The following is a 25,199-nucleotide window of genomic DNA, read 5'->3' on the forward strand; positions in this document are numbered from 1 at the left end:
TACTCGTTCGATCAGAGCGTTGCGGCGAACGGGTCGAAGTCGGCGGCGATCGCGCCCACCTCGCCGAGCGTGCTCTCGACGGCCACGAAGCTACGGGATTCCGCTGCTTCCTCGATCGAGAGCAGCGTGTCGAGCACGTGGTAGCCGAACTCTCCCGTCGCGACGTGAGGACGATCGGCGGCGATCGAGCGCACCATGTCGAGCAGGCCGACGCCACGACCGGACAGCACACCCTCCTGTGCGACATCGACGACCACCTGATCGCCGCGGATGATCGAGATCGCGCCGCCGAACATGTTCGGATCGGGAATGACCAGCGTCCCCTCGGTGCCGGTGATCTCGACGATGCCCTGTCGCGCCAGCGGAGAGTCGGTGCTGTACATGCTCTGCCCCTGACCGCCGCCTTCGAAGCCCATCAGCACGCTCAGCGTCGACGGGATCTCGACGGGGAACTCCTGGCCGGCGAGATCGCCGACCTGCACGCGGCGGGTCGGAGTTCCCTGCAGGCCGAGAGCCGCGACCGTCGCGACCGGGCCGAAGACGTGCACGAGCGTGGAGACGTAGTACGGCCCCATGTCGAGCAGCGGTCCAGCGCCCTTCGCGTACAGGAACGCCGGGTTCGGGTGGAAGACCTCAGGGCCGCCCCACTGGAACGTGGTCTGGGCGAACAGCGGCCGACCGATGTCTCCACGGGCGATCACACGCTTCGCGGTCTGCACGCCGGGTCCGAGCACGGTATCCGGCGCCACTCCTACGCGGAGGCCGGCAGCATCCGCCGCCTCCAGCAGTCGACGCGACTCCTCGCGGCTCACGCCGATCGGCTTCTCGGTCCACACGTGCTTGCCGGCCGCCAGGATCGCGAGGGATACCTCGACGTGGGTCGCCGGAATGGTCAGGTTCACGACGATCTCGATCTCGGGATCGCCGAGCACCACGTCGACGCCGCCGGCACGGGGCACGCCGTACTTCTCGGCCTGTGCTCGTGCGCGCTCTTCGACGACGTCCGCGACGGCGAGTACGCGCACGTCCGGGAACGTGGTGAGGTTGCTCAGGTACTGGTCACTGATGTTGCCCGCGCCGATGATGCCGACGCCGACGGGTCCGTTGCTCGACGCCATCAGCCGGCCACCTTCTCTTCGAGGTAGACGCGGCTGCGCTCGACGGCGTCGAACAGGTCTCCCTCGTAGTGGTCGAACTCGACGATCGCGAGCTCGAGCGCGGGCGCGGCCTTGATCGCCTCGACGAGCGGAACGACGCCGTCACCGGCGGCAACCTGATCGGCGGGCGGGTACGCCTGGACCGCCTCAGGGGCGAGCGTGCCGTCCTTCGCGTGCACCGCGATGACGCGGTTGCCGAGGCGCTGCACCAGCGCCACCGGGTCCTGGCCGGAACGCGCCACCCAGTACAGGTCGACTTCGAGAACGACGCGCTCGTCGAGGAAACCGGCCAGCACCTCGAGCCCGGTCACTCCGTCGAACACGGCTTCGAGCTCGTGAGCGTGGTTGTGGTAGCCGACGCGGATGCCGAGCGGTGCGCCGATCTCAGCGGCCTCATTGAGCAGGCGAGCAGTCTCTTCGATCTGCTCGACGGACGTCCAGCGTGCAGGCTCGACGTAGGGCTCGATGACCGTGGTCATCCCCAGGACCTGCGCTGCCGCGAACACCACAGCGGGAGTCGGCACTGCATTGTCGGTCCCGGTGCCGTCCGGGTTGACGAACGACGGGGAAGCGAGGAATGCGTGGCCGCTCGGGGCGGTGAGGCCCGCCGTCGCGAGGGCTGCCGCGAGCGGCTCGGCCCGGCGCACGAAGTCGTAGGGCTCGACCGTGGTGAAGCCGCGCTTCGCGATCTCGGCGAGGGCGCCCTCGAGGTCGGATTCCAGGTGATCCCTGATCGTGAACAACTGGATGGATGTCTGAACCGTCATCGGTGGGGCTCCTTCTGTGTCGTCGGCGACGCGTGGAAGCGCATGTGTGCGCCCGCGATACGAGGCACGCTATCACAAATACCTCCGGCTGGAGGTTTTCCTTCGGCTAGGCTTCACCCATGTCCGACGACTCCGAATCGCCGCGTCCGCGCGGCACCTACGCCAAGGGTGTCGCCCGACGGCAGGAGATCCTCGACCGTGCCATCGAGGTGTTCGCGGCCCGCGGTGCGGATCGCACCAGCCTCCGATCGATCGCCAAGGAGGTCGGCGTCACGCACGCCGCCCTCACCCACTACTTCGGCTCTCTCGAGGAGCTCCTCGTCGCCGTGTACCGCGCAGCCTCCGAGCGCCCCTCCCCCGGCCCGCGGCCGAAGATCGCGCCGACCCCCGTCGAGATCATGATCCACTCGGCGAAGGCGAACCGCGCCGTCCCCGGTCTCGTGCAGCTGTACTCGTCCCTCGTCGCCGCGGCGTTGGAGGAGGGCCACCCCGCCGCTCGCGAGTTCGCCACCGAGCGCTTCACCGAAGTGCGGGCCGACCTCGTCAAGCGGGTCATCGCGCAGCAGCGCACCGGGCGCATCCGCACGGACGTCGACCCGGCGGCCGTGGCTGCACTCGTGGTCGCTGCATCCGACGGCCTGCAGACGCAGTGGCTCCTGGATGACACCGTCCCGCAGCAGGACGCCCTCGAGCTTCTCGAACGGCTGCTGCGTCCGCCGGAAAGCTAGTCTCGAAGGGTGCCGCCTTCGCAGTCCCCCTACGCCAGGGCGCTCGGCGACCGCATCCACGAGCTGCACCCGGCGCTGCGCACGTACTTCCAGGCGATCCCGGACGGCAGCGTCGGCGTCGGAGAAGGCGTGCTCCACCGCATCGGCACTCCACGCCGATGGCTGTGGCCGTTCCTGCGCCCGCTGGAGCGGCGCGGCGTCATCGTCGCCTGCTGGGAGAACGATGTGCCGTTCCGGGTCGAGAATCGCACCATCGCCTCCCGGGCGATCGGCGAGCGCGCGTTCCACCTCGCCCGCGGTTCGTGGACGATGAGGGATGCCGTCGCGCTCACGCGTCACGGGCGCGTCGTCGATGAGCTCGGCGAACCGGGTCTGATCGCGGCGTGCTTCGACGTCGACGTCCATGACGGGTCCCTCATCCTCACCAGCCGTGCGGTCGGCATCCGGCTCCGTCGACTGCGGATCCGCCTGCCGCGATTGCTGTCCCCCGTCATTCGCCTCACCGAGTGCTTCGATGACGTTCTCGCACGTCAGATCGTCGAGCTCACCGTCACCGCCCCCGTCCTCGGCCGGGTGTACGAGTACAGCGGCGATTTCACCTATTCGATCGAGGAGGCAACCGCGTGAGCGCAGGCAGAGTGGTGATCGGCGGATCGACCGGGTTCATGGGGCAGTACCTGCTCCCGCGCCTGCGCGCAGCGGGTCGGGAGGTCGTCACGATCTCCCGCACCGGCGCCGATCTGCGCTGGGGCGACCAGGCCGGGATCAACAGCGCCGTCGACGGCGCGGCACTGGTGATCGGACTCGCCGGCAAGAGCGTCAACTGCCGCTACACCCCCGATAACCGGGCCGAGATCTTCCGCTCCCGACTCGACACCACCTCATCGCTCAGCCAGGCGATCGCCGCGTCCGAGACGCCGCCACCACTCTGGGTGAATTCCTCCACCGCGACGATCTACCGTCACGCGGAGGACCGCCCGATGACCGAGTCGACCGGCGAGATCGGCTCGGGATTCTCGGTCGAGGTCGCGAAGGCCTGGGAGCGCGCGCTGTTCGCCGACGCACTGCCGCACACGCGCCGGGTCGCACTGCGGAGCACGATCGTACTCGGCCACGGCGGCGTGCTCGGCCCGGTGCAGAACCTGGCAAGGCGCGGCCTCGGCGGTGCGCAGTACGACGGCAGATGGCCGGTGAGCAGGCGACGCCGTGTGGCCGGTACCGGCCACTTCCCCGGCGCCCGCCGAGGAACGCAGCGCTTCAGCTGGGTGCACGTGGAAGATGTGGCGCGCATCATCGACTTCCTCGAACAGACGCCATCGCTCGACGGCCCGGTCAACGCGGCTGCACCGCATCCCGTCAACAACAACGAGTTCATGGCGACGGTGCGCCGAGTTCTCGGAATCAGCTTCGGACCGCCGATGCCGCGCTGGATGCTGGAGCTCGGCGCCATCGGCATCCGCACCGAGACCGAGCTGATCCTGAAGAGCCGTTGGGCGCTGCCGGAGAAGCTCACCCACGCGGGATTCGAGTTCCGCTACCCGACGCTGGAGCCCGCGATCCGCGAGTCCTTCGGAATCGAAGGCGCTGCCTAGCCCGGCTGGGTCTCCGTGCCGGCCGGAGAGCCGCCGTCCTCGCGCTTTCTCTTCTCGACCTCCTGGCGCAGGCGCCACTCCTCGATCTCGCGGTCGAGGTCGGCGATCTGCTGCTCTGTCGTGCGCGTGTCGACGGGGGCGGCAGGCGTCGGTCGCACCTCCGTCTGTGCGGGGCGCGCGGCCCTGCGCATCCGCGGAATGGCGATTCCCGATTCGCCGTACTCCCGTCCGATCGCGAACCAGAGGATGCTCCCGATCAGCGGCAGCAGGATCACGATGATGATCCACACCATCTTCGGCAGATACTTCACCTGCGAATCGTCGCGGGTGATGATGTCGATCAGCGCGCCGATCATCAGCGCGACGACGAGCATCGAGAACAGGAACGGCATGGCTACAGGGTAGACGACAGTTCGGGTCCCCGAACCGGCCGAACGGCGTCGGTCATGGCAGCAGGTGACCGGCGGCCCGGAACAACTCGTACCATTCCGGGCGGGTCAGGGTGATGTCTGCGCCGGCCGCGGCATCGCGCACCCGTTCGGGCGTGGTCGTCCCGAGCACGACCTGCATGTTCGCGGGGTGCCGAGTGATCCATGCTGTGGCGATCGCGATCGGAGTCACGCCGTACGACGCCGCGAGCCGGTCGATGACGGCGTTGAGTTCGGCGTACTCCGGGTTTCCGAGGAACACACCGGTGAAGAACCCGCCCTGGAACGGTGACCATGCCTGGATCGTGATGCCGTTGATGCGGCAGTAGTCGACGATGCCGCCGCCGTCGCGTCCGACGCTCTGCTCCTCGGCGGCCATGTTCGCAGCGACCGGCTGCGCGATGATCGGCGCATGCGTGATCGACAGCTGCAGCTGGTTGGCGACGAGCGGCTGCCGCACGGCCGTGCGCAGCAGATCGATCTGTCGCGGGGTGTGGTTGGAGACGCCGAAGGCGCGCACCTTGCCGGCGGCCTCGAGTTCGTCGAAGGCTCGGGCGACCTCGTCCGGCTCGACGAGCGCGTCGGGTCGGTGCAGCAGAAGCACGTCGATGAAGTCTGTGCGCAACGCCCGCAGCGATCCCTCGACCTGAGTGACGATGTGTTCGTAGGAGAAGTCGAACATGCCTTGCGCCGGCACGATCCCGCACTTCGTCTGCAGGACGATCTCGGCGCGCTCGGCAGCGCTCAGCTGCAAGGCATCCCCGAACCGCGCCTCGCAGGCGTGCATGCTGCCGCCGTAGATGTCGGCGTGATCGAAGAAGTCGATGCCGGCAGCACGGGCGGTGTCGTAGAGTTCCCGGATCTGCGCGTCGGTCTTGTCGGTGATGCGCATCATTCCGGCGATGACGGCGGGGGCGGTGGTCGATCCGAACGGCACTGTCTTCATGGGGCAACGCTACCGCGCGGGTCGGACGGCTCGGCGCTGGTTGAATGAATCCATGGCCTTCCTCGTCGATCCGTCCCCCGTCACCCTCACCGGCCGTTTGGTCGAACTCCGCCCGCTCGAGCGCGCACATCGCGACGACCTGATCGAAGCCGTCGAGGAGGGCGATCTCTGGCAGACCGCGTGGTACACCTCGGTCCCGTCACCGGACGGGGTCGCCGCCGAGATCGAGCGTCGCCTCGCTCTGAGCGAGAAGCACGAGATGGTGCCGTTCACGGCATTCGACACCGCGGGACGGGTGATCGGGATGACGACGTTCTACGACCTCGACCCCGACGTGCCCCGGCTGCACATCGGCTACACCTGGAATCGTCCATCGGCGCACGGAACCGGCACGAACGCCGAGTCGAAGCTGCTGCTGCTGCAGCATGCGTTCGAGACGCTGGGCGTATTCCGGGTCGGACTCACCACGCAGTGGGTGAACTTCCAGTCGCGCGCAGCGATCGAACGTCTCGGCGCGAAGCAGGACGGGGTGATGCGTGCCATGAGCCGCTACCGGAACGGCGCACTGCGCGACAGCGTCGAGTTCTCGATCATCGAGCCGGAATGGCCGGCTGTGAAGGCGAACCTCGACGCGCGCCTCGCCAGGAGGCGCTGACGTCGGGAGGTCGTTACTCGGCGGCGTTGCCCGACCAGTTGTTAGAGCGGCGCGTCGCCGATCCGCGCTGGCGCATCATGAAGGCGAGCGAGAGGCACATGATGAGCAGGCCCGCGACGAAGACGATCGCCTGGAAGTCTTCGAGCGACTGCGCAAGACCCATGAGCCAGATGCCTCCGAGGAAGAGGATCAAGAAGAAGATGAAGCTGAGGATCACGGGGTCTCCTGTCGTAGCGGCCGCCTACCAGGATACTTCTCGTCCGCCGGCGTTCCGACCGCCCGCCGGAAAGTGATGACCTCACCGCGACGCGACTTCTCCATGATGAAGCCCGCCAGCTCCAGCCGACGGAAGACTCGCCTCGGCAGCGGAGGCAGCTCGGCCGTCCGACCCGCAGGCGCTTTGGCGATGCCCGTGAAGAGCGACAGATCGACGCCGGCCCCGCGGATCTCGACCCTGGCGTAGTCGCTGCGGCCGCGCCAGCGCAGGTACTCGAGGTCGGAGTGCCGGATGACGGATGCCACGGGCCCGACCCTGATCCGGACCTCGTCGTTGCCGAACGCGACGGCGCACTGCTCTGTCCGCCGCCGGAGCACCGCGGTCAGAACCAGATAGGCCGGAAGGCCGAGGACCAGGCCGAGGAAGACGATCAGCATCCGCGGGCCGAGGTTCAGCACGACGTCGCCGAGGGCGATGAGGATCACCACGGCCAGCGCGCCGACGACGACCACGATCGCGACGATGGCGACGGTGAGCTGCCGCAGCCGCATCGGTATGGCGGGGAACGTCACGAACGAGCCGTCCCCTCGCTCGTCGCGCTCCCATTCCGGGGTGACGCGCACCGGAGCGTTCTTGCGCTGGCGGCGGGTGAACGCGTCGGTGATCCGGCCGAGGAGACCCAGCCAGATCCACCCTGTCGCGGGGATCGCCGCCATCCAGAACACGACGAAGACACCGCGCACCGGTTCAGGAAGCGGCTCGATCAGCCGCCCTCCGTACTCGGTGACGAAGATCATCAGCGCGCCCAGGACCACGGCCACCGCGATGTGGAGCACCGCGCCGTTGCGCGGCATCCGATCCGTGGCGTTCACGAAGGCGAAACCGAAGCACCAACCAGCGACGAGCATCAGCACGAGCTGCGCGATGTCGAGGTCGCCGGCCCCCAGAGTCAGCGCCGTCGCGGCCAGCAGAAGGACGAATCCCCAGACGAGGGAGTTGAACACGAACCGGTGCCACCACGGGGCGGTCGCCGCCGCGGGTGCCGTCATCTCGCTCATCATGGCAATCCTAGGATGCGTCCGCATCTGCCTCGCTGCGGGCCTGCGGATACCGCGGAAAGGAAGTATGCCCGAGTCCGGGACTAAATATTGGATCCGATGCAAAAACTGGCCGAAGGTCTGCTGCATGAATCCATTCGTGTGCCAAAAGGCAAATTGACGCTCCTCTGACGAACCAATAATTTTCAGTCACGAGCCGATCAATTCCGAGGCCTCCCGTTGGAGCACGTGATGACAGCACTGCGCACTGCGACTGCCGACGGCCTCTCCCATTCGACTGGTTCCCATCGCGTCGACGCGCATGCAGCGCGGGGCGGCGCCCACCGATCGCGTTCGGGCACAGCCCCGGACCGCGCGTTGACCTCCCCGTCAGCGCGGGGCGTCCACAAGACGCCTTCATCACCACAACGAGAGGGAATCCATTGTTCAAGAAGACCCCGTGGCGCAACGCCGCGTCACGAGGAGCCGCCACCGCGGCAGCACTCCTCGCCTGCACGGCCATCATCCTGACACCATCGTTCGCTGGAGCGAGCACCGATTCGACCGGTGATCCCGAGATCGTCGGCGCAAGCTCCACGAACGCCATTCCGGGCGAGTACATCGTCGTACTGAAGTCCCCCGGTGAGATCGGCACCGCCGACGACGTCTCATCCGCTATCACCAACGAAATCGGCGGCGAAGTGCTGAGCACTTTCAACGCTGCACTCACCGGGTACTCGGCCGTCCTCAGCGAAGCGGAGGCGCTGACGATCGCGTCGGACGACCGCGTCGAGTACGTCGAACAGGCGCAGACCTTCTACGCTCTCGACGAGCAGGTCAGCCCGCCGAACTGGGGCGATGACCGCATCGATCAACGCGACCTGCCCCTCGATCAGAGCTACACCTACCCCGCGTCGGCAGGTGCGGGAGTGAACGTCTACATCGTCGACACCGGCATCCGCAGCTCCCACTCGGAGTTCACCGGGCGCATGAAGCCCGGCTTCGACGCGGTCACCCCGGGTGGAACCGCCCAGGACTGCAACGGTCACGGCACGCACGTCGCCGGCACTGCTGCGGGCAGCACATACGGCGTGGCCAAGAAGGCCACCGTCCACCCGGTGCGCGTGCTCGACTGCCAGGGATCCGGCTCCAGCGCCGACATCATCGAGGCGATCGAGTGGCTCACCGAGAACGCAGTGAAGCCCGCGACGGCGAACTACAGCATCGGCTGCCGCACCGCGTGCTCCAGCCCGGCAACCGATCAGGCCGTCAAGAACCTCGTCGCCTCCGGCGTCACCTGGGTTCAGGCAGCTGGCAACAGCAACGACGACGCGTGCCGCTACAGCCCGCAGCTCGTGCCGGAAGGCATCACCGTCGGCAACTCGACGCGAAATGACGCCAAGGCTGGAACGAGCAGCTGGGGCTCATGCCTCGACGTCTGGGCGCCAGGCACCGAGATCCTGTCGGCCTGGCCGACCAGCGATGACGCGACGAACACGATCTCCGGCACGTCGATGGCTTCGCCGCACACGACGGGTGCCACCGCCCTGTACCTCGGCGAGAACCCTGGCGCTACGCCGGCGCAGGTGCAGGCAGCCATCGTCGACAACGCGTCGACCGGCAAGCTCTCCGGCCTCACCTCCGCGTCGCCGAACCGCCTGCTGTACACCGGCTTCCTGAACTCCGGCGACCCGGAGCCGGTCGCGGTCGACCTCGCCGCCATCGGCGATCAGACCGGCAAGGTCGGCCAGGCCGTCGGCCTCGCTGTTTCCGTCACCGGCGGCACCGCTCCGTATGCGTTCTCCGCGACGGGTCTTCCCGCGGGTCTCGCGATCGACGCCTCCACGGGCACGATCTCAGGGACGCCGACTGCGGCGGGCTCGTCGAACGTGACGGTGACGGTGACGGATGCGTCTGCTCCCGTCTCGACGGATTCAGCGGCGTTCGCGTTCACGGTCACGGCTGTCGACCCTGGCGTCTGCTCTGGCACGCCCGTGTCGTCGGGCTCACTGAGCAACGGGCAGCAGGTGACGTCGCCGACCTTCTCTCGCGCCTCCGGCGCGCTTGAGGTCTGCCTCGACGGGCCGACCGGCGCGGACTTCGATGTCTACCTGCAGAAGCGGTACTCCTTCGGGTGGTACACCGTCGCCCAGGGCACCTCGGCTGACGCCGACGAGAAGTTCACGTACAACGCCTCGTCTGGCACCTATCGCCTCGTCGTGAAGTCGTACGCGGGATCGGGAGCGTACACCGCGACCGTGAAGTGACGACAGAACCGGTGTGAAAGAGCGGATGCCGCGGGGGCGAACGAACCCCCGCGGCATCCGTCGCTCACTCCGGGTGAGTGCCGTCGTCATCCGGCCGGAAGACCTCCCGCCGTGGGGGTACCTTGGACGCATGACCGCCCCGATCGATCCCACCCGCACCCCCGCCTGGGCCGAGCTCAGCGCTCTGCACACGTCCTTCGAACCCGACCTCCGCGCCTGGTTCGCCGCAGATCCGTCCCGCGCCGAGCGGCTGTCCTTGCCCCTCGGCGATCTGCACGTCGATCTCTCGAAGAATCTCGTCACCGACGACGTGATCGCCGCGCTCCTCCGCCTCGCGGAGCAGACCGGAGTGGCCGACCGCTTCGCCGCGATGCTCGCAGGCGAGCACATCAACACCACGGAGGATCGCGCAGTACTGCACACCGCGCTGCGGCGCCCGGCCGGTGCCGCGCCCGCGCTGGTCGTCGACGGCCAGGACGTGGATGCCGACGTGCACTCCGTGCTCGATGCGCTCTCCGCCTTCGCCGATCGCGTCCGCTCCGGAGACTGGCTCGGCGTGACCGGAAAAAAGGTCACGCATGTCGTGAACATCGGCATCGGCGGCTCGGACCTCGGGCCCGTCATGGTCTACGAGGCGCTCAAGCCGTATGCGGATGCCGGCATCCAGGCGCTCTTCGTCTCTAACATCGACCCGACCGACCTCGCGCAGAAGACCGCCGGCCTCGATCCCGAGACCACGCTGTTCATCGTCGCATCCAAGACCTTCACGACGCTGGAGACCCTCACCAACGCACGGCTCGCCCGCGACTGGCTGTGGGCCGGGTTGACGGCGTCCGGAGCGATCTCGGGCGATGACGCATCGCGCGTCGACGCCGTAGCGCACCACTTCGTCGCCGTGTCGACCGCCCTCGACAAGGTGGCCGCCTTCGGCATCGACCCCGTGAACGCCTTCGGGTTCTGGGACTGGGTGGGCGGCCGCTACTCCGTCGACTCCGCGATCGGGCTCTCCTTGGCGATCACTCTCGGCCCCGACGCGTTCCGCGACCTGCTGGCCGGTTTCCACGCGGTCGATGAGCACGTGCGGACGACGCCGCTGGAGCGCAACGTGCCGGTGCTGATGGGGCTGCTGAACGTCTGGTACGTGAATTTCTTCGACGCGCAATCGCACGCCGTGCTCCCCTACGCTCAGCAGCTCAGCCGATTCCCGGCCTACCTGCAGCAGCTGACGATGGAGTCCAACGGCAAGTCCGTGCGCTGGGACGGCAGCCCGGTGACCACCGACACCGGCGAGGTGTTCTGGGGCGAGCCGGGCACCAACGGACAGCACGCTTTCTACCAGCTGATCCATCAGGGAACCCGCCTGATCCCGGCGGACTTCATCGCGTTCGCCAACCCCGCGTACCCGCTGCAGGACGACGGCCGCGACGTGCACGGGCTGTTCCTGGCGAACTTCCTGGCTCAGACCAAGGCGCTCGCCTTCGGCAAGACCGCCGAGGAGGTCGAGGCCGAAGGCACCACCGGTGCCCTCGTCGCCGCCCGGACCTTCGCCGGCAACCGCCCGACGACGTCGATCTTCGCGCCGGCGCTCACCCCGCAGGTGCTCGGTCAGCTCATCGCGCTGTACGAGCACATCACTTTCACGCAGGGCACGATCTGGGGGATCAACTCGTTCGACCAGTGGGGCGTCGAGCTCGGCAAGCAGCTGGCCACGCAGATCGCTCCGGCGATCGAGGGCGATGCGGCGGCGGTCGAGGCCCAGGATGCGTCCACGAAGGCGCTGCTCGCGTACTACCACGCGAACCGCAAGTAGCCCTTCATAGGGGAATAGGCTCGCATCACCATGTTCAGCACCACGACCCTCACGACGTTCATCGTCGCGGCGTTCATCATGGTCGCGATCCCCGGTCCGACCGTGCTCTTCACGATCGGCCGCGCCATGGCGCTGGGCCGCCTCGGCGGTTTCCTCAGCATCCTCGGCACCGCGATCGGCTCGATCATCCTCGTGATCGGAGTCGCGCTCGGCATCGGCACCGTGATCGCCCAGTCGGCCGTGCTGTTCACGGTCGTCAAAGTCCTCGGCGCGGGATATCTGATCTTCCTCGGCATCCAGGCGATTCGGCACCGAAGGGATGCCGCGAACGCGATCACCGGGGCGCAGCCGAAACGCTCGGGCCACCGGCTCCTCGTGGAGGGATTCGTCGTCGGTGTCACGAATCCGAAGTCGATCGCGTTCTTCCTCGCGATCCTTCCGCAGTTCGCCGACCTGCGGACCGGGTCGGTCCCGCTGCAGTTGTTCGTCCTCGGTGCGATCGTCGTGACGATCGGCGTGGCCTGCGATGCTGTGTGGGTACTGCTCGCGAGCGCCGCACGAGAATGGTTCGGCCGTTCACCGCGGCGGCTGGAGGCGATGGGCGCGACGGGAGGCGCCCTGATGATCGCACTCGGTGCGTTCCTGCTGGTGTGGAGCGAGAAGCCTTCCAGCGCCTGAGCGGCCGGTTGCGACGTGCAGCACCTCTCTGAGGAGTGGGGCATGCGCCCGAGCGCGTACTACGGCACTCGTCGGGGACCGAACGGCGGTTCGCCTGGAGAACCCGTACGGATCAGCGCGAGCGCCCTGTCGACCGCGACATAGAGATAGCCGACTCCCACGAGTGCGACGGTGAGGCCCGCGATCCAGAGCGCAGTGCCGCCGATCCCCAGAGCACCGACGTTCATGAACGGGTACGGATACGTCTGCCCCGGATAGAACTCGACGCCGGCCGCGCCGGCGGCGAAACCGAACACCAGATAGGCGTACGGGATGAGCGCCCACAGCAGCGGGTCGATCCATCGGAATGCTCCCTTCCGCACGAAGAGCAACCAGTCGCCGATGAGAAGGCACGGGGTGATGATGTGGATGAGGTTGTCGGTGAACGAGAACAGCTCGTAGTCCCCGGGCTGCTGGAAGGCCGCGGGCACCAGCACGACGAGGTAGATCAGCATCGTCACGGTGATGGCCATCATCACGGCGCCGCTCCACCTGGCTGACGGCGTCGAAGCGCCCCGATGCCCCTCCTGGCGAAGATCCCGCACGGTCCGGATGATGAGCAGCAGCATCCAGACCAGGCAGAGCAGATTGCTCAGGACGGTGTAGAACAGCAAGCTGCCCCATTCCGGGCTGCCGGAGAACATCCCCGTGATCCGGATGAGGCCGGTCGCGATGAGCGCGACCGCCACCACGCGGTAGGCGAGCGCGAGCGGCCGGACGCTGATCGCCCCATTAGCGAAGGGGCGCGCTCCGGGGTTCGGCGATTCCGAAAGGGAAGCCGTGTGCTGAAGCTCGTGCTCGGTCTCTTCCAGCATGAGTCGATCATATGAGCGCGACGTTGCCCGATGGTAGCGGGACAGGTGGCCGCGATCGACCGGCGACCGGCATGCGTGGTACGAGGAAGGCCCGGAACTGCGGATCTCCGCAATTCCGGGCCTTAGTTGACCGGCGCTCAGCGACTCAGAAGTCCCAGTCGTCGTCTTCGGTGGCCTCGGCCTTGCCGATCACGTAGCTCGAACCCGAACCGCTGAAGAAGTCGTGGTTCTCGTCGGCATTCGGGGAGAGCGCCGACAGGATCGCCGGGTTCACGTTCGTCACGGAAGACGGGAACATCGCCTCGTAGCCGAGGTTCATCAGCGCCTTGTTGGCGTTGTAGTGCAGGAACTTCTTCACGTCTTCGGTCAGGCCGACGCCGTCGTAGAGGTCCTGCGTGTACTGCACCTCGTTGTCGTACAGCTCGTACAGCAGGTTGAAGGTGTACTCCTTCAACTCGTCGCGACGCTCCTGGGTCTCCTTCTCGAGTCCCTTCTGGAACTTGTAGCCGATGTAGTAACCGTGCACGGCCTCGTCGCGGATGATGAGACGGATGAGGTCGGCAGTGTTGGTGAGCTTGGCGCGGCTCGACCAGTGCATCGGCAGGTAGAAGCCCGAGTAGAACAGGAAGCTCTCCAGCAGGGTCGAGGCGACCTTGCGCTTGAGCGGGTCATCGCCCTGGTAGTAGTCCATGACGATCTGAGCCTTCTTCTGAAGGTTCGGGTTCTCCACCGACCACCGGAACGCCTCGTCGATCTCCTTCGTCGACGCGAGCGTCGAGAAGATCGAGGAGTAGCTCTTGGCGTGCACCGACTCCATGAACGCGATGTTCGTGTAGACGGCTTCCTCGTGCGGGGTGATCGCGTCAGGGATGAGCGACACGGCGCCCACCGTGCCCTGGATCGTGTCGAGGAGGGTGAGTCCCGTGAACACGCGCATCGTCAGCAACTGCTCATCGGGAGTCAGCGTGTTCCACGACTGGATGTCGTTCGACAGCGGCACCTTCTCGGGCAGCCAGAAGTTGTTGACGAGGCGGTTCCAGACCTCGAGGTCCTTGTCGTCCTCGATCCTGTTCCAGTTGATCGCCTGCACGTGATCGACGAGCTTGAGCCGTTCGGGAGGGGTCATCATCATTTCCTGTTCAAAAATCCCTGGTCAGACAATCAGAGCATGCAGCTGACGCACTCGGACATGTCGGTGCCCTCGAGCGCCATCTGACGAAGGCGAATGTAGTAGATCGTCTTGATGCCCTTGCGCCATGCGTAGATCTGCGCCTTGTTGATGTCGCGCGTCGACGCCGTGTCCTTGAAGAACAGCGTCAGCGACAGGCCCTGGTCGACGTGCTGCGTCGCGGCGGCGTACGTGTCGATTACCTTCTCGTAGCCGATCTCGTACGCGTCCTGGTAGTACTCCAGGTTGTCGTTCGTCATGAACGCGGCCGGGTAGTACACGCGACCGAGCTTGCCTTCCTTGCGGATCTCGATCTTCGACGCGATCGGGTGGATCGACGACGTCGAGTTGTTGATGTACGAGATCGAGCCGGTCGGCGGCACCGCCTGCAGGTTCTGGTTGTAGATGCCGTGCTTCTGGATGGACGCCTTCAGCTCGGTCCAGTCCTCCTGCGTGGGGATGTGCTTGCCGGCGAAGAGTTCCTTGACCTTGTCGGTCTCGGGCACCCAGGCACGCTCGATGTACTTGTCGAAGAACTCCCCCGACGCGTAGGTGGAGTCCGCGAAGCCGTCAAAGGCCTGCTTGCGCTCGATCGCGAGGTTGTTCGACGCGCGCAGCGCGTGGAACAGCACCGTGTAGAAGTAGATGTTCGTGAAGTCGATGCCCTCTTCGGACCCGTAGAACACGTGCTCGCGGGCCAGGTAGCCGTGCAGGTTCATCTGCCCGAGGCCGATCGCGTGCGAACGGTCGTTGCCGTCCTCGATCGAACGCACCGAGCCGATGTGACTCTGGTCGCTCACCGCGGAGAGAGCACGGATCGCCGTCTCGACGGTCTGGCCGAGGTCATCCGCATCCATCGACAGCGCGATGTTCATCGAGCCGAGGTTGCAGGAGATGTCCTTGCCGATCTCCTTGTACGAGAGGTCCTCGTTGTAGGTGGTCGGCGTGTTCACCTGCAGGATCTCGCTGCAGAGGTTCGACATGTTGATCCGGCCCTTGATCGGGTTGGCCTTGTTCACCGTGTCCTCGAACATGATGTACGGGTAGCCCGACTCGAACTGGATCTCAGCGACGGTCTGGAAGAACTCGCGGGCGTTGATCTTGGTCTTCTTGATGCGAGCATCGTCGACCATCTCGCGGTACTTCTCGGTGACCGAGATGTCACCGAAGGGAACGCCGTAGACCTTCTCGACGTCGTACGGCGAGAACAGGTACATGTCCTCGTCGTTCTTCGCGAGCTCGAAGGTGATGTCGGGCACGACGACACCCAGCGAAAGCGTCTTGATGCGGATCTTCTCGTCGGCGTTCTCGCGCTTGGTGTCGAGGAAGCGCATGATGTCGGGGTGGTGCGCGTTGAGGTACACCGCACCCGCACCCTGGCGGGCACCGAGCTGGTTGGCGTAGCTGAAGCTGTCTTCGAGGAGCTTCATCACGGGGATGATGCCAGAGGACTGGTTCTCGATCTGCTTGATCGGCGCACCCGACTCGCGGATGTTCGACAGCAGGAGCGCCACGCCGCCACCGCGCTTGCTCAGCTGCAGCGCGGAGTTGATGCCGCGGGCGATCGACTCCATGTTGTCCTCGATGCGCAGCAGGAAACAGCTGACGAGCTCGCCGCGCTGTGCCTTGCCGGAATTGAGGAAGGTCGGGGTGGCCGGCTGGAAACGGCCGGAGATGATCTCCTCGACCAGGTTGATCGCGAGCTCCTCGTCGCCGTCGGCGAGGCCGAGAGCCGTCATCACGACACGGTCCTCGAACCGCTCGAGGTAGCGCTTGCCGTCGAAGGTCTTCAGCGTGTAGCTGGTGTAGTACTTGAAGGCGCCGAGGAAGGTCGCGAAGCGGAACTTCTTCGAGTAGGCGAGGTCGTTGAGCTTCTGGATGAAGTCGAAGGAGTACTTCTCGATGACCGCACCCTCGTAGTACTCCTTCTCCACGAGGTAGTCCAGCCGCTCCTTGAGCGAGTGGAAGAACACGGTGTTCTGGTTCACGTGCTGCAGGAAGTACTCCCGTGCGGCGCGCTTGTCGGCGTCGAACTGGATCTTGCCGTCGGCGTCGTACAGATTCAGCATCGCGTTGAGGGCGTGATAGTCCATGCCCTCGAATGCCGGGTTGCCCTTGAATGCCACCTGCTCGGTCACTGCTGTTCCAGCTTCCACCGTCGCTCCAATCCGTCGCTCACGCGATCCACGTCGTCTTGCGTGCCGAAGATTTCGAGCCGGTACAAGTGCGGCACCTGACACTTGCGGCTGATGATGTCACCGGCGAGACAGAAGGACTCGCCGAAGTTGGTGTTGCCCGCGGAGATCACTCCGCGGATGTGGCGCCGGTTGCGCTCGTCGTTGAGGAACCGGATCACCTGTTTGGGCACGGCTCCTCGTTCGACGCCGCGCCCCTCACCCCCGCCGTAGGTGGGAGTGACCAGCACGAAGGGCTCGTCGATGACGAGATCACCCTCCTGCCGGCGGAGCGGGATGCGCGACGCCGGAAGCCCGAGCTTCTCGACGAAGCGCGCCGTGTTGCCGGACACGCTCGAGAAGTACACCAGGAGCGGCGCGGCTGTCGCGACGGCGCTCATGGTGCGTCACGCCAGGCGGGAGGCGAGGGCGTCGATCTTGTCGGGACGGAAGCCCGACCAGTGGTCCTCGTCGGTGACGACGACCGGCGCCTGCATGTAGCCGAGCGCCTTGACCTGCTCCAGAGCCGTCGGGTCTTCCGACAGGTCGTGGATCTCATACTCGATGCCCTTGGCATCCAGCGCGCGGTACGTCGCGTTGCACTGAACACAGGACGGCTTGGTGTAGACCGTGATCGACATCTCATCCCCTCAAATTCTTTGATTTCCGGCAGACCCCCCGCCGGGACTTCAATACTACATATGGGTACGGACATTGGGGGCGACCACAAGGGGTAGTAGTTACATCCCTGTAGTTTTCCACCGCTCTCCACTGCTACAACACAGGTTCTCCACCGTTTCTTCCACAGGCGCAGGCACCCTCTGAAGGGTCGCGAAGCGCGGAATCATGCGGCTTCGCATCCCCTCATCCAGATCCATCCACAGGGGGCACGATACGGGGGACATCCGACATTCGATTTCCTGTGGAAAGCACCCTCCGGCGTGTCATCGGCGTGTCGCATCCGCTCGAACATCCACCGCCGACGCCGGTCACCGGTACCGTTGTCTGGTGGCGGGATATCGGGATCTTCTTCGCACGCCCGGTGTGGCGCGCATGATCGCAGCTCAGCTGACCGCACGCTTCCCCAACGGGATGGCATCGCTGGCGATCCTGCTGCACGTGGAGCAGCAGACCGGCTCCTACGGCGCGGCCGGTCTCGTGCTCGCCGCCACCTCGGTCGGGCAGGCCGTCGCCGGCCCGATCACGAGCCGGTGGATGGGCGTCTGGGGGATGCGGCGCGTCATCACCCTCACCCTCAGCGTCTGCGTCGTCGCTGTGCTCGCCCTGGCCCTGCTCCCGCTGAACGTGCCGGGGTACATGGCGCTCGGCATGATCGCCGGCCTTTCGACCCCGCCGATCCAGTCGGCGGCGCGCACCATCTACCCGAAGCTGGTCAATTCGTCGCAGCTGACCCCGCTGTTCTCGCTGGATGCGTCGCTGCAGGAGATCATCTGGATCATCGCGCCGGTGGTCATCACCCTCGTCTCCACCCAGGTCGGCACGGTGCAGGGGCTGCTCCTGGTCGCGATCATCCTCGTCGGCGGCGGTGCCTGGTTCATCCTCTCCCCCGAGGTCGGACGAGTGCGCATCCCGCGCAGTCGGAATGCGTTCGGCAAGGTCGTGCTGAAGCCTCCCGTGATGCTCGCGACCGTCATCGGCTTCCTCCTCATCGGGGCGTGCGCGGCCGTCGAGGTCGGTGTCGTGGCGACGTTCGAGCACGGCAGCCTCGCCGCCGGCCTCGTCCTCGCGGTGTTCTCCGTCGGCAGCCTCGCCGGCGGCCTCGCGTTCGGCCACATTCCGATCGGACCATGGGCGATGGCCCGCCGGTTCGTCATCGTCACCATCGGCCTCTCGTTGACCATGGTCTCGCTCGACGCCTTCTGGCTCGGCGGCACGCTGATCCTCGCCGGCATCGGCATCGCCCCGGCCCTCGCCGTGCTCTTCGCGATCACGACGGCGAGCGTGAAGTTCAGCGAGACGGCCGAGGCGTTCGGCTGGGCAGGCACCGGGCAGCTCATCGGCGCCGCAGCCGGATCCGCCATCGGCGGCTTCCTCGTCGACGCCACCGGCGGAGCGCGCGGTGCGTACCTCGCCGCCGCACTGTTCGCCGCCGTGGGCCTGATCGTCTCCGTCGTCTTCGTCCGTTCCTTCCCCGATCTGCGGCACCGCGATCCCAGTCCCTATCCAGACACCGAACCTGTGGCGGTCACCCCTTCATGAGCATCCATCCCCCTGTCAGCCCGCCCGCGATCGTCTGCGTCGGCGAGACGATGGCGCTGATCACTCCGACCGGAGCCGCGCTGGCAGACGCCGATGCCGCGACGCTCGGACTCGCCGGCGCGGAGTCCAACGTCGCCGCGGGAATCGTCTCCGCTGGGCACCGTTCCGCGTGGGCCTCCCGGCTGGGCGATGACCCGCTCGGTTCGCGGATCGCGTCGGAGCTCTCGGACCGCGGGATCGAGCTCTGGGTGCAGCGCGATGCGGGTGCTCCCACCGGCGTGATGTTCAAGGACCCAGGAGCCGAGGGCTCCACGGTCTACTACTACCGGGCAGGATCCGCCGCGGCGTCGATGGCGCCGGGATTCCTGACCGCCGACCAGCTCGCCGGTGTCCGCATCGTGCACACCACCGGGATCACGCCCGCACTGTCCGCATCCTGCCGTGCGATGGTGGACGAGCTCTTCACCGAGGCACGCGCCGCGGGCGCACTGGTCTCCTTCGACGTCAACGACCGTCGGCCGCTGTGGAGCATGGCGGATGCCGCCGCCACCCTCGCTCGCCTGGCCGACGCCTCGGACATCTGCTTCGTCGGACGCGATGAGGCCGAGCGGATCTGGGGCACGCGCACGGCGACGGAGATCCGCGCGCACCTGCCCGGATGCGATCTGCTCGTGGTGAAGGACGGCGAGATCGGCGCCACCGCGTTCCACGGCGATGCGGATCCGGTCTTCGTCCCCGCTCCGCAGGTCGATGTCGTCGAGCCGGTCGGCGCCGGCGACGCCTTCGCGTCCGGCTTCCTCGCGGCGACCCTCGAGGATCGCCCGCTCTCCGAGCGCCTTGCCGCCGGGCACGCCGCGGCGGCGAGAGTGCTCACGATCGCCGCGGACATGCCGCCGATCCGCTGAAGCCGCTCACCCCACGCCGCGGACACCGCACGTCGTCCTAGGCTGAACACATGTCTGCGCCGCTCACCCTCCCCCGCATCGCCTGGGGCGATCCCGCCGCTTCGCGCCGTGCCCTGCTCGTCCATGGGCTGGGCTCGTCCGGGGCTCTCATGTGGCGCCTGGGCAGCGCGCTGGCCGACGCCGGGTGGCACGCGACGGCGGTAGACCTGCGCGGCCACGGCGATGCCCCACGGGCGCTGGACTACACGGTCGCCGCCTATGGCGCCGACCTCGCGCAGACCAGATCAGACGGCAGCTCGTCCTGGGACGCCGTCATCGGCCATTCCCTCGGCGGCGCGGCGAGCATCGTCGCGGCGGCATCCGATCCGGGGTGGACACGACGGCTCGTGCTCATCGACCCGGCGATCCATGTCGACGGGCGCGACGCGAACGTCATCCGCAAGAGCCAGGAGCGCGCTTTCACCGATCCCCGGCTCGACGTCGTGCAGGCAGAGCATCCGCACTGGCATCCGCAGGACCAGGAGCTGAAGGTGGATGCCGTGCTGCGCACGAGCCGCTGGGCGGTCGAGCAGACCAGCGCGCAGAACAAGCCGTGGGATGTGCGAGCGGATGCCGCCCGGCTGAGCGTGCCGACCCACGTGATCGGCGCCGACCCCGCCGTCTACAGCCTCTTCACCGGCACGCTGGCCGAAGAGGTCATCGCGAGCAACCCGCACATCACGATGTCCGTCGTCTCGGGAGCCGGGCATTCCCTGCATCGCGACAAGCCGGACGAATCCATCCGCCAATTGCTGGAGGCTCTGGCATGAGTACGTTCGATCCCACCGCGTTCCTCCCGGACGACCTGCTGGAAAGGATCCGCGAGCGCGCACCGAAGCACGACAGGGAGAACACCTTCCCGCAGCAGGATCTCGACGAACTGCGTGACGCCGGTTACCTGTCGATCCTGGTGCCGACCTCGCGCGGCGGCGCCGGTCTCGGCCTCGCCGAGGCCGCCATCCTGCAGCAGCGGCTGGCGACGGCCGCACCGGCCACCGCACTGGCGATCAACATGCACCTCGTCTGGACCGGTGTCGCCAAGGTCTTCTCCGATCGGGGCGTGCCCGGCTTGGAGTTCGTGCAGGACGGCGCGGCCGAAGGCGAGGTGTTCGCCTTCGGCATCAGCGAGGGCGGCAACGATCTCGTGCTGTTCGGCAGCGATACGGATGCCGCGCCACTCCCCGACGGCGGTTATGCGTTCACGGGCACGAAGATCTTCACCTCGCTCGCCCCGGTGTGGACGAAGCTCGGCCTGCACGGCCTGGACACCACGAGCGAGGATGCGCCGAAACTCGTCTTCGCCTTCATCGAACGCACCGATGAGGTCATCACCGGTGACGATTGGGACACGCTCGGCATGCGGGGCACGCAGAGCCGGACGACGCGCCTGAACGGAGCCGTCGCCCGACCCGAGCATGTCGTGCGCCGTATCGACCCCGGTCCGAACCCCGACCCGATCGTCTTCGGCATCTTCGCGGTCTTCGAGATCCTGCTCGCCTCCGTGTACACCGGGATCGCACGGCGGGCGCTGGAGCTCGCTGCGGAGACGGCGCAGAAGCGCCGCTCGAAGAAGACCGGCGCGGCCTACAGCCAAGACCCCGACATCCGCTGGCGGATCGCCGAGATGGGTCTCGCCTATGACGCACTACCGCCGCAGATCGCCACCCTCGCCCGCGATGTCGACGGACTCGTCGACAACGGCGCCCGGTGGTTCCCGCTGCTGGCCGGCGTTAAGCATCGCGCCGTCATGATGGCGAAGAAGGTCGTCGACCAGGCGATGCTGGTCGCCGGCGGCGGCTCCTACTTCACCTCGAACGAACTCTCCCGGCTCTACCGTGATGTCCTCGCGGGTGCGTTCCATCCCTCCGACCCGGAGTCTGCTCATGCGACAGTGGCGACCGCGTGGCTGGGACCTTTGGAACCGTGACCGAATTCGGTCGAATTCGGAAGTAGATCCAGATTCGACCAACGATTTCCATTGAATCAAGCCCCGAAGAGTGCGAGGATCGCACCATGGGCACGAAGAAGAAGCACTCCCCGCTCGACGATGTGTCGAAGACCATCATCGAACTGCTGCAGGAGGACGGGCGGCGTTCGTATTCCGACATCGGGCGGGTCGTCGGACTCAGCGAGGCCGCGGTGCGCCAGCGCGTGCAGAAGCTGACGGAATCCGGGGTCATGCAGATCGTCGCCGTCACCGATCCGATGCAGCTGGGTTTTCGCCGTCAGGCGATGATCGGGATCCGGGTGTCGGGTGACGCGCGCCTCGTCGCCGAAGCGGTGGCCGCGATCCCGGCGATCGACTACGTCGTGATCACCGTCGGATCCTTCGACGTCCTCGCCGAGGTCGTATGCGAGGACGATGAGGACCTGCTCGCGCTGCTGAACGACAGCATCCGCCCCATCGACGGCGTGCTCTCCACTGAGACCTTCATCTACGCCAAGCTGCAGAAGCAGCTCTACAACTGGGGGACCAGATGACCACGTCACGCCCGCGCGCATCCGAACCCGAGCTCCAGCAGATGGCGAAGGATCATCTCTGGATGCATTTCACCCGCCAGTCCACGATGGCCGAGAACGGGGTCCCGATCATCGTCAAGGGCGATGGGCACCACATCTGGGATGCGAAGGGCAAGCGCTACTTCGACGGACTCGCCGGCCTCTTCGTCGTGAATGCCGGCCATGGCCGGCGTCGCCTGGCTCACGCGGCCGCCCAGCAGGCATCCGAGTTGTCCTTCTTCCCGCTGTGGTCGTACGCGCATCCTGCGGCGATCGAGTTGGCCGATCGGCTCGCCGACGAGGCGCCGGGCGATCTCAACCGCGTGTTCTTCTCCACCGGCGGCGGTGAAGCGGTCGAGACAGCACTGAAGCTCGCGAAGCACTACTGGAAACTGATGGGCAAGCCCACCAAGCACAAAGTCATCTCGCGCTCGGTCGCGTACCACGGCACCCCGCACGGTGCCCTGGCGATCACCGGCATCCCGGCGATGAAGTCGATGTTCGAGCCGGTCGCCCCCGGCGGCTTCCGGGTGCCGAACACGAACTTCTACCGCGCGGCGGAGATGGGCGCGCCCGCGGACGATGAGGAGGCATTCGGCCGCTGGGCCGCGGACCGCATCGAGGAGATGATCCTGTTCGAGGGCGCGGACACCGTCGCCGCCGTCTTCCTGGAGCCGGTGCAGAACTCCGGCGGATGCTTCCCTCCTCCCCCTGGCTATTTCGCCCGAGTACGCGAGATCTGCGACCGGCACGACGTGCTGCTCGTCTCCGACGAGGTCATCTGCGCATTCGGCCGTCTCGGCCACACCTTCGCCTGCACCGGGTACGGCTATGTCCCCGACATGATCACGTGCGCGAAGGGGATGACCAGCGGCTACTCCCCGATCGGCGCGACCATCATCAGCGACCGGATCTACGAGCCGTTCTCGCACGGGCAGATGTCGTTCCCGCACGGCTACACCTTCGGCGGCCATCCCGTCTCGGCGGCGGTCGCGCTGGAGAACCTCGCTATCTTCGACGAGGAGAAGCTCAACGAGCGCGTCCGCGAGAACTCCCCGCTGTTCCGCGCGGAACTGGAGAAACTGCTCGATCTCCCGATCGTGGGCGATGTGCGCGGCGACGGCTACTTCTTCGGCATCGAACTGGTGAAGGACAAGGCGACCAGGGAGACATTCGACGACGCCGAGTCAGAGCGGCTGCTGCGCGGCTTCCTCTCCCCCGCCCTCTTCGAAGCGGGCCTCTACTGCCGCGCCGACGACCGGGGCGACCCCGTGATCCAGCTCGCCCCGCCGCTGACCGTCGGCCCCGCCGAGTTCGCGGAGATCGAGCAGATCCTCCGCGGAGTCCTCACCCGCGCGGAAGACGTGCTCTGACCGCCCTCGATCGTTGAGCGAGGGAGCACAGCGACCGAGTCACGCCTCGTAGACGCGCTCCCCTTCGACCCAGGTGCCCAGCACCTCGGTCAGGCCGATCTCCTCGGCGGGATGCTCGAAGGGATCGCGATCGAGCAGCGCGAGATCGGCGAGCATGCCGACGGCGATCGTGCCGGTCTCGTCCAGGTGGTTCACCCGCGCGGAGCCTGCCGTATAGGCGGCGAGCGCGGTGCCGAGGTCGATCGCCTGCTCGGGCAGGAAAGGGTCGTAGTCGCCCTCCCACTCGGTCGGCGCCGACCGGCGATTGACGGCGACGTGGATCGCCGCAAGCGGATTCGGCGTGCTGACCGACCAATCGCTCCCCGCGGCGAGCGCGGCCCCGGAGCGGAGGAGGTCCCCGAAGGGGTACTGCCAGGCCGATCGCGTGTCGCCGAGGAACGGGATCGTGAGGTCGACCATCTGCGGCTCGAGCGTCGCCCACAGCATCTGCATGTTGGCCGTCACGTCGAGGGCACGGAAACGCGGGATGTCGTCAGGATGCACGACCTGGATGTGCGAGATGTGATGACGGTTGCCGCGCGGGCCGTTCCGACCCAGCGCCGCCTCGACGGCATCCAGGCACTCGCGCACGGCACGGTCGCCGATCGCGTGGAAATGCAGAGCGAAGCCGAGTGCGTCCAGGCGGCTGGCAGCCTCCTTCAGCAGTTCCGGCTCGACGAAGGAGATGCCGGAGTCTTCGCGCGGATGCCCATGACCGTCGCAGTACGGCTCGAGCATCGCCGCGGTGAAGTTCTCGGCGACGCCGTCCTGCATGATCTTGACGCTGCGCGCGGAGAATCGCCCCGCGGTGCTGGCGGCACGCCGCGCCACGATGTCGTCGATCTGCTCGAGACCGCGCGAGCGGTCCCACCAGAGCGCGCCGAGGACGCGCCCGGTCAGGGCACCGGATGACCCGGCTGCGACGTAGGCGGGCAGGGGGTCGCCGGCATCACCGTACTCGGTCCCGACGATCGCGTCCTGCCAGGCGGTGACACCGTAGGAGTGCAGGTACTGCTGCCCCTTGAGGAGCGCCTCCTGCAGCCGCGAAAGAGGCTCAGGCGGAAGCAGCCGGTTGACGAGCCCCATGGCTCCCTCATGCAGGGTCCCGCTGGGGTTGCCTGCGGCATCCCGCTCGATCCGCCCGTCGGCGGGGTCCGGGGTCTCCCGCGTGATCCCCGCCAGCTCCAGGGCGCGGGAATTCACCCAGGCCCCGTGCCCGTCGCGGTTCGGGAGGAACGCGGGACGATTCTGCACGACCGTATCGAGGTCGGCCGCGGTCGGCGTGCCGCCGGGGAAGGCGGACATCTGCCAACCGCCGCCCAGGATCCAGTCGTCATCCGGATGCGCACCCGCGTACTCGGCGATACGAGCGAGGTACTCGTCTCGGGTCGCGAGCGGGGCGAGATCGCAGCGGAGCATGTCGAGGCCGCCCCAGACCGGGTGCACATGGGCATCCTGGAACCCGGGGACCAGCAGACGGCCGGCGAGATCGATCACCTCGGTGCGCGGGCCGATCAGCGCGGACAGGTCGTGACCGACGGCGCTGATGCGTCCACCGGTGACGGCCACAGCTCGAGCGGTCGAGCGCGCGGCGTCCGACAGGAACGCCCTACCGCCGTGGAAGACGAGGTCTGCGTGGGTCATGG

The 25,199-nt window shown here is 67.0% G+C and carries 25 protein-coding genes; 13 read left to right on the top strand and 12 right to left on the bottom strand.

Features of this window, described 5'->3' with window-relative positions; translation table 11 throughout:
* Positions 1-11: 11 nt before the first annotated feature.
* On the bottom strand, positions 12-1,118 hold the full coding sequence (locus MRBLWH12_RS08375; RefSeq protein ID WP_363548114.1) for a Gfo/Idh/MocA family protein: 1,107 nt from the start codon (positions 1,116-1,118) through the stop codon (positions 12-14).
* Entirely contained in the window at positions 1,118-1,924 is an 807-nt protein-coding gene (locus tag MRBLWH12_RS08380; RefSeq protein ID WP_363548116.1) for a sugar phosphate isomerase/epimerase family protein, read from the bottom strand. The genes MRBLWH12_RS08375 and MRBLWH12_RS08380 overlap by 1 nt, the downstream gene beginning before the upstream one ends.
* Before the next feature lie 119 nt (positions 1,925-2,043).
* Between MRBLWH12_RS08380 and MRBLWH12_RS08385 the strand changes: the two genes are divergently transcribed.
* Genes MRBLWH12_RS08385 through MRBLWH12_RS08395 form a run of 3 tightly spaced genes read left to right on the top strand, consistent with a single transcriptional unit; the run spans position 2,044 to position 4,244 of the window.
* Complete coding sequence (locus MRBLWH12_RS08385) at positions 2,044-2,652, top strand: TetR/AcrR family transcriptional regulator (RefSeq protein WP_363548119.1); 609 nt, start codon at positions 2,044-2,046, stop codon at positions 2,650-2,652.
* 9 nt (positions 2,653-2,661) lie between these two features.
* Positions 2,662-3,279: a DUF4166 domain-containing protein gene (locus tag MRBLWH12_RS08390; RefSeq protein WP_363548121.1), complete on the top strand. Its 618-nt coding sequence runs from the start codon at positions 2,662-2,664 to the stop codon at positions 3,277-3,279.
* On the top strand, positions 3,276-4,244 hold the full coding sequence (locus MRBLWH12_RS08395; protein ID WP_363548124.1) for an epimerase: 969 nt from the start codon (positions 3,276-3,278) through the stop codon (positions 4,242-4,244). The genes MRBLWH12_RS08390 and MRBLWH12_RS08395 overlap by 4 nt, the downstream gene beginning before the upstream one ends.
* Here MRBLWH12_RS08395 and MRBLWH12_RS08400 read toward each other — a convergent pair.
* Together MRBLWH12_RS08400 and MRBLWH12_RS08405 are read right to left on the bottom strand one after the other, a co-directional pair.
* Positions 4,241-4,636, bottom strand: a complete 396-nt coding sequence (locus tag MRBLWH12_RS08400) for a PLDc N-terminal domain-containing protein (protein ID WP_363548127.1) — start codon at positions 4,634-4,636, stop codon at positions 4,241-4,243. The two genes, MRBLWH12_RS08395 and MRBLWH12_RS08400, sit on opposite strands and share 4 nt — an antisense overlap.
* A 52-nt stretch (positions 4,637-4,688) precedes the next feature.
* Positions 4,689-5,618, bottom strand: coding sequence for an aldo/keto reductase (locus MRBLWH12_RS08405; protein ID WP_363548130.1), 930 nt, complete (start codon positions 5,616-5,618; stop codon positions 4,689-4,691).
* A 52-nt stretch (positions 5,619-5,670) separates the two neighbouring features.
* Here MRBLWH12_RS08405 and MRBLWH12_RS08410 point away from each other — a divergent pair, with 52 nt between their 5' ends.
* Entirely contained in the window at positions 5,671-6,273 is a 603-nt protein-coding gene (locus MRBLWH12_RS08410; protein WP_363548133.1) for a GNAT family N-acetyltransferase, read from the top strand.
* Positions 6,274-6,286: 13 nt separating this feature from the next.
* Here MRBLWH12_RS08410 and MRBLWH12_RS08415 read toward each other — a convergent pair whose 3' ends face one another.
* Both MRBLWH12_RS08415 and MRBLWH12_RS08420 read right to left on the bottom strand, forming a co-directional pair.
* Positions 6,287-6,490, bottom strand: coding sequence for a hypothetical protein (locus MRBLWH12_RS08415; RefSeq protein WP_363548136.1), 204 nt, complete (start codon positions 6,488-6,490; stop codon positions 6,287-6,289).
* Positions 6,487-7,548 (bottom strand): hypothetical protein, encoded by a 1,062-nt coding sequence (locus MRBLWH12_RS08420; protein ID WP_363548139.1) that lies wholly within the window; start codon positions 7,546-7,548, stop codon positions 6,487-6,489. Before MRBLWH12_RS08420 ends, MRBLWH12_RS08415 begins: the two co-directional genes overlap by 4 nt.
* A 422-nt stretch (positions 7,549-7,970) precedes the next feature.
* Here MRBLWH12_RS08420 and MRBLWH12_RS08425 point away from each other — a divergent pair, with 422 nt between their 5' ends.
* From MRBLWH12_RS08425 to MRBLWH12_RS08435, 3 genes are all read left to right on the top strand, one after another.
* The gene (locus MRBLWH12_RS08425) at positions 7,971-9,794 is read left to right on the top strand and encodes a S8 family serine peptidase (protein ID WP_363548142.1); all 1,824 of its coding nucleotides are present in this window, start codon (positions 7,971-7,973) and stop codon (positions 9,792-9,794) included.
* Positions 9,795-9,924: 130 nt separating this feature from the next.
* Positions 9,925-11,604 carry a glucose-6-phosphate isomerase gene (gene pgi / locus MRBLWH12_RS08430; RefSeq protein ID WP_363548145.1) on the top strand — a complete coding sequence of 560 codons (1,680 nt, stop codon included), beginning with the start codon at positions 9,925-9,927 and terminating at the stop codon, positions 11,602-11,604.
* A gap of 30 nt (positions 11,605-11,634) precedes the next feature.
* Entirely contained in the window at positions 11,635-12,282 is a 648-nt protein-coding gene (locus MRBLWH12_RS08435) for a LysE family translocator (protein ID WP_363548148.1), read from the top strand.
* A gap of 59 nt (positions 12,283-12,341) precedes the next feature.
* On the opposite strand, the gene MRBLWH12_RS08440 is transcribed toward MRBLWH12_RS08435, so the two are convergent.
* The 5 genes from MRBLWH12_RS08440 to nrdH form a co-directional block, all read right to left on the bottom strand.
* A complete protein-coding gene (locus MRBLWH12_RS08440; protein WP_363548151.1) occupies positions 12,342-13,136 on the bottom strand; it encodes a Pr6Pr family membrane protein in 795 nt (264 codons plus the stop codon).
* Between the two features lie 145 nt (positions 13,137-13,281).
* Positions 13,282-14,262 carry a class 1b ribonucleoside-diphosphate reductase subunit beta gene (nrdF, locus tag MRBLWH12_RS08445; protein ID WP_363548154.1) on the bottom strand — a complete coding sequence of 327 codons (981 nt, stop codon included), beginning with the start codon at positions 14,260-14,262 and terminating at the stop codon, positions 13,282-13,284.
* Positions 14,263-14,297: 35 nt separating this feature from the next.
* A complete protein-coding gene (gene nrdE / locus MRBLWH12_RS08450; RefSeq protein WP_341978354.1) occupies positions 14,298-16,397 on the bottom strand; it encodes a class 1b ribonucleoside-diphosphate reductase subunit alpha in 2,100 nt (699 codons plus the stop codon).
* 41 nt (positions 16,398-16,438) lie between these two features.
* Complete coding sequence (gene nrdI, locus MRBLWH12_RS08455) at positions 16,439-16,879, bottom strand: class Ib ribonucleoside-diphosphate reductase assembly flavoprotein NrdI (protein ID WP_363548157.1); 441 nt, start codon at positions 16,877-16,879, stop codon at positions 16,439-16,441.
* A 6-nt stretch (positions 16,880-16,885) separates the two neighbouring features.
* The gene (gene nrdH / locus MRBLWH12_RS08460) at positions 16,886-17,119 is read right to left on the bottom strand and encodes a glutaredoxin-like protein NrdH (protein ID WP_102191535.1); all 234 of its coding nucleotides are present in this window, start codon (positions 17,117-17,119) and stop codon (positions 16,886-16,888) included.
* 412 nt (positions 17,120-17,531) lie between these two features.
* On the opposite strand from nrdH, the gene MRBLWH12_RS08465 reads away from it, so the two are divergent.
* The 6 genes from MRBLWH12_RS08465 (at position 17,532) to MRBLWH12_RS08490 (ending at position 23,514) form a co-directional block, all read left to right on the top strand.
* Positions 17,532-18,698, top strand: a complete 1,167-nt coding sequence (locus MRBLWH12_RS08465) for an MFS transporter (protein WP_407357923.1) — start codon at positions 17,532-17,534, stop codon at positions 18,696-18,698.
* Entirely contained in the window at positions 18,695-19,603 is a 909-nt protein-coding gene (locus tag MRBLWH12_RS08470; RefSeq protein WP_363548161.1) for a sugar kinase, read from the top strand. The genes MRBLWH12_RS08465 and MRBLWH12_RS08470 overlap by 4 nt, the downstream gene beginning before the upstream one ends.
* A gap of 50 nt (positions 19,604-19,653) precedes the next feature.
* On the top strand, positions 19,654-20,412 hold the full coding sequence (locus tag MRBLWH12_RS08475) for an alpha/beta fold hydrolase (protein ID WP_363548164.1): 759 nt from the start codon (positions 19,654-19,656) through the stop codon (positions 20,410-20,412).
* Positions 20,409-21,569, top strand: a complete 1,161-nt coding sequence (locus MRBLWH12_RS08480; RefSeq protein ID WP_363548166.1) for an acyl-CoA dehydrogenase family protein — start codon at positions 20,409-20,411, stop codon at positions 21,567-21,569. The genes MRBLWH12_RS08475 and MRBLWH12_RS08480 overlap by 4 nt, the downstream gene beginning before the upstream one ends.
* An 86-nt stretch (positions 21,570-21,655) precedes the next feature.
* Entirely contained in the window at positions 21,656-22,123 is a 468-nt protein-coding gene (locus MRBLWH12_RS08485) for an Lrp/AsnC family transcriptional regulator (RefSeq protein WP_341974000.1), read from the top strand.
* Positions 22,120-23,514, top strand: coding sequence for an aspartate aminotransferase family protein (locus MRBLWH12_RS08490; protein WP_363548169.1), 1,395 nt, complete (start codon positions 22,120-22,122; stop codon positions 23,512-23,514). Before MRBLWH12_RS08485 ends, MRBLWH12_RS08490 begins: the two co-directional genes overlap by 4 nt.
* A 39-nt stretch (positions 23,515-23,553) precedes the next feature.
* On the opposite strand, the gene MRBLWH12_RS08495 is transcribed toward MRBLWH12_RS08490, so the two are convergent.
* Positions 23,554-25,197 carry an amidohydrolase gene (locus MRBLWH12_RS08495; protein WP_363548172.1) on the bottom strand — a complete coding sequence of 548 codons (1,644 nt, stop codon included), beginning with the start codon at positions 25,195-25,197 and terminating at the stop codon, positions 23,554-23,556.
* Between the last annotated feature and the right edge of the window lie 2 nt (positions 25,198-25,199).

This window comes from Microbacterium sp. LWH12-1.2, assembly GCF_040675825.1.
Classification (GTDB): domain Bacteria; phylum Actinomycetota; class Actinomycetes; order Actinomycetales; family Microbacteriaceae; genus Microbacterium.

Excerpts from the sequence above, each read along its gene's own strand:
- MRBLWH12_RS08405 (WP_363548130.1), bottom strand. The coding sequence starts at position 5,618 with ATGAAGACAGTGCCGTTCGGATCGACCACCGCCCCCGCCGTCATCGCC.
- MRBLWH12_RS08380 (WP_363548116.1), bottom strand. The coding sequence starts at position 1,924 with ATGACGGTTCAGACATCCATCCAGTTGTTCACGATCAGGGATCACCTG.
- nrdF (WP_363548154.1), bottom strand. The coding sequence starts at position 14,262 with ATGACCCCTCCCGAACGGCTCAAGCTCGTCGATCACGTGCAGGCGATC.
- MRBLWH12_RS08480 (WP_363548166.1), top strand. The coding sequence starts at position 20,409 with ATGAGTACGTTCGATCCCACCGCGTTCCTCCCGGACGACCTGCTGGAA.
- MRBLWH12_RS08410 (WP_363548133.1), top strand. The coding sequence starts at position 5,671 with ATGGCCTTCCTCGTCGATCCGTCCCCCGTCACCCTCACCGGCCGTTTG.
- nrdE (WP_341978354.1), bottom strand. The coding sequence starts at position 16,397 with ATGGACTATCACGCCCTCAACGCGATGCTGAATCTGTACGACGCCGAC.
- MRBLWH12_RS08475 (WP_363548164.1), top strand. The coding sequence starts at position 19,654 with ATGTCTGCGCCGCTCACCCTCCCCCGCATCGCCTGGGGCGATCCCGCC.
- MRBLWH12_RS08485 (WP_341974000.1), top strand. The coding sequence starts at position 21,656 with ATGGGCACGAAGAAGAAGCACTCCCCGCTCGACGATGTGTCGAAGACC.
- nrdH (WP_102191535.1), bottom strand. The coding sequence starts at position 17,119 with ATGTCGATCACGGTCTACACCAAGCCGTCCTGTGTTCAGTGCAACGCG.
- MRBLWH12_RS08435 (WP_363548148.1), top strand. The coding sequence starts at position 11,635 with ATGTTCAGCACCACGACCCTCACGACGTTCATCGTCGCGGCGTTCATC.
- MRBLWH12_RS08495 (WP_363548172.1), bottom strand. The coding sequence starts at position 25,197 with ATGACCCACGCAGACCTCGTCTTCCACGGCGGTAGGGCGTTCCTGTCG.
- nrdI (WP_363548157.1), bottom strand. The coding sequence starts at position 16,879 with ATGAGCGCCGTCGCGACAGCCGCGCCGCTCCTGGTGTACTTCTCGAGC.
- MRBLWH12_RS08385 (WP_363548119.1), top strand. The coding sequence starts at position 2,044 with ATGTCCGACGACTCCGAATCGCCGCGTCCGCGCGGCACCTACGCCAAG.
- MRBLWH12_RS08470 (WP_363548161.1), top strand. The coding sequence starts at position 18,695 with ATGAGCATCCATCCCCCTGTCAGCCCGCCCGCGATCGTCTGCGTCGGC.
- pgi (WP_363548145.1), top strand. The coding sequence starts at position 9,925 with ATGACCGCCCCGATCGATCCCACCCGCACCCCCGCCTGGGCCGAGCTC.
- MRBLWH12_RS08465 (WP_407357923.1), top strand. The coding sequence starts at position 17,532 with ATGATCGCAGCTCAGCTGACCGCACGCTTCCCCAACGGGATGGCATCG.
- MRBLWH12_RS08440 (WP_363548151.1), bottom strand. The coding sequence starts at position 13,136 with ATGCTGGAAGAGACCGAGCACGAGCTTCAGCACACGGCTTCCCTTTCG.
- MRBLWH12_RS08420 (WP_363548139.1), bottom strand. The coding sequence starts at position 7,548 with ATGAGCGAGATGACGGCACCCGCGGCGGCGACCGCCCCGTGGTGGCAC.
- MRBLWH12_RS08400 (WP_363548127.1), bottom strand. The coding sequence starts at position 4,636 with ATGCCGTTCCTGTTCTCGATGCTCGTCGTCGCGCTGATGATCGGCGCG.
- MRBLWH12_RS08490 (WP_363548169.1), top strand. The coding sequence starts at position 22,120 with ATGACCACGTCACGCCCGCGCGCATCCGAACCCGAGCTCCAGCAGATG.
- MRBLWH12_RS08375 (WP_363548114.1), bottom strand. The coding sequence starts at position 1,118 with ATGGCGTCGAGCAACGGACCCGTCGGCGTCGGCATCATCGGCGCGGGC.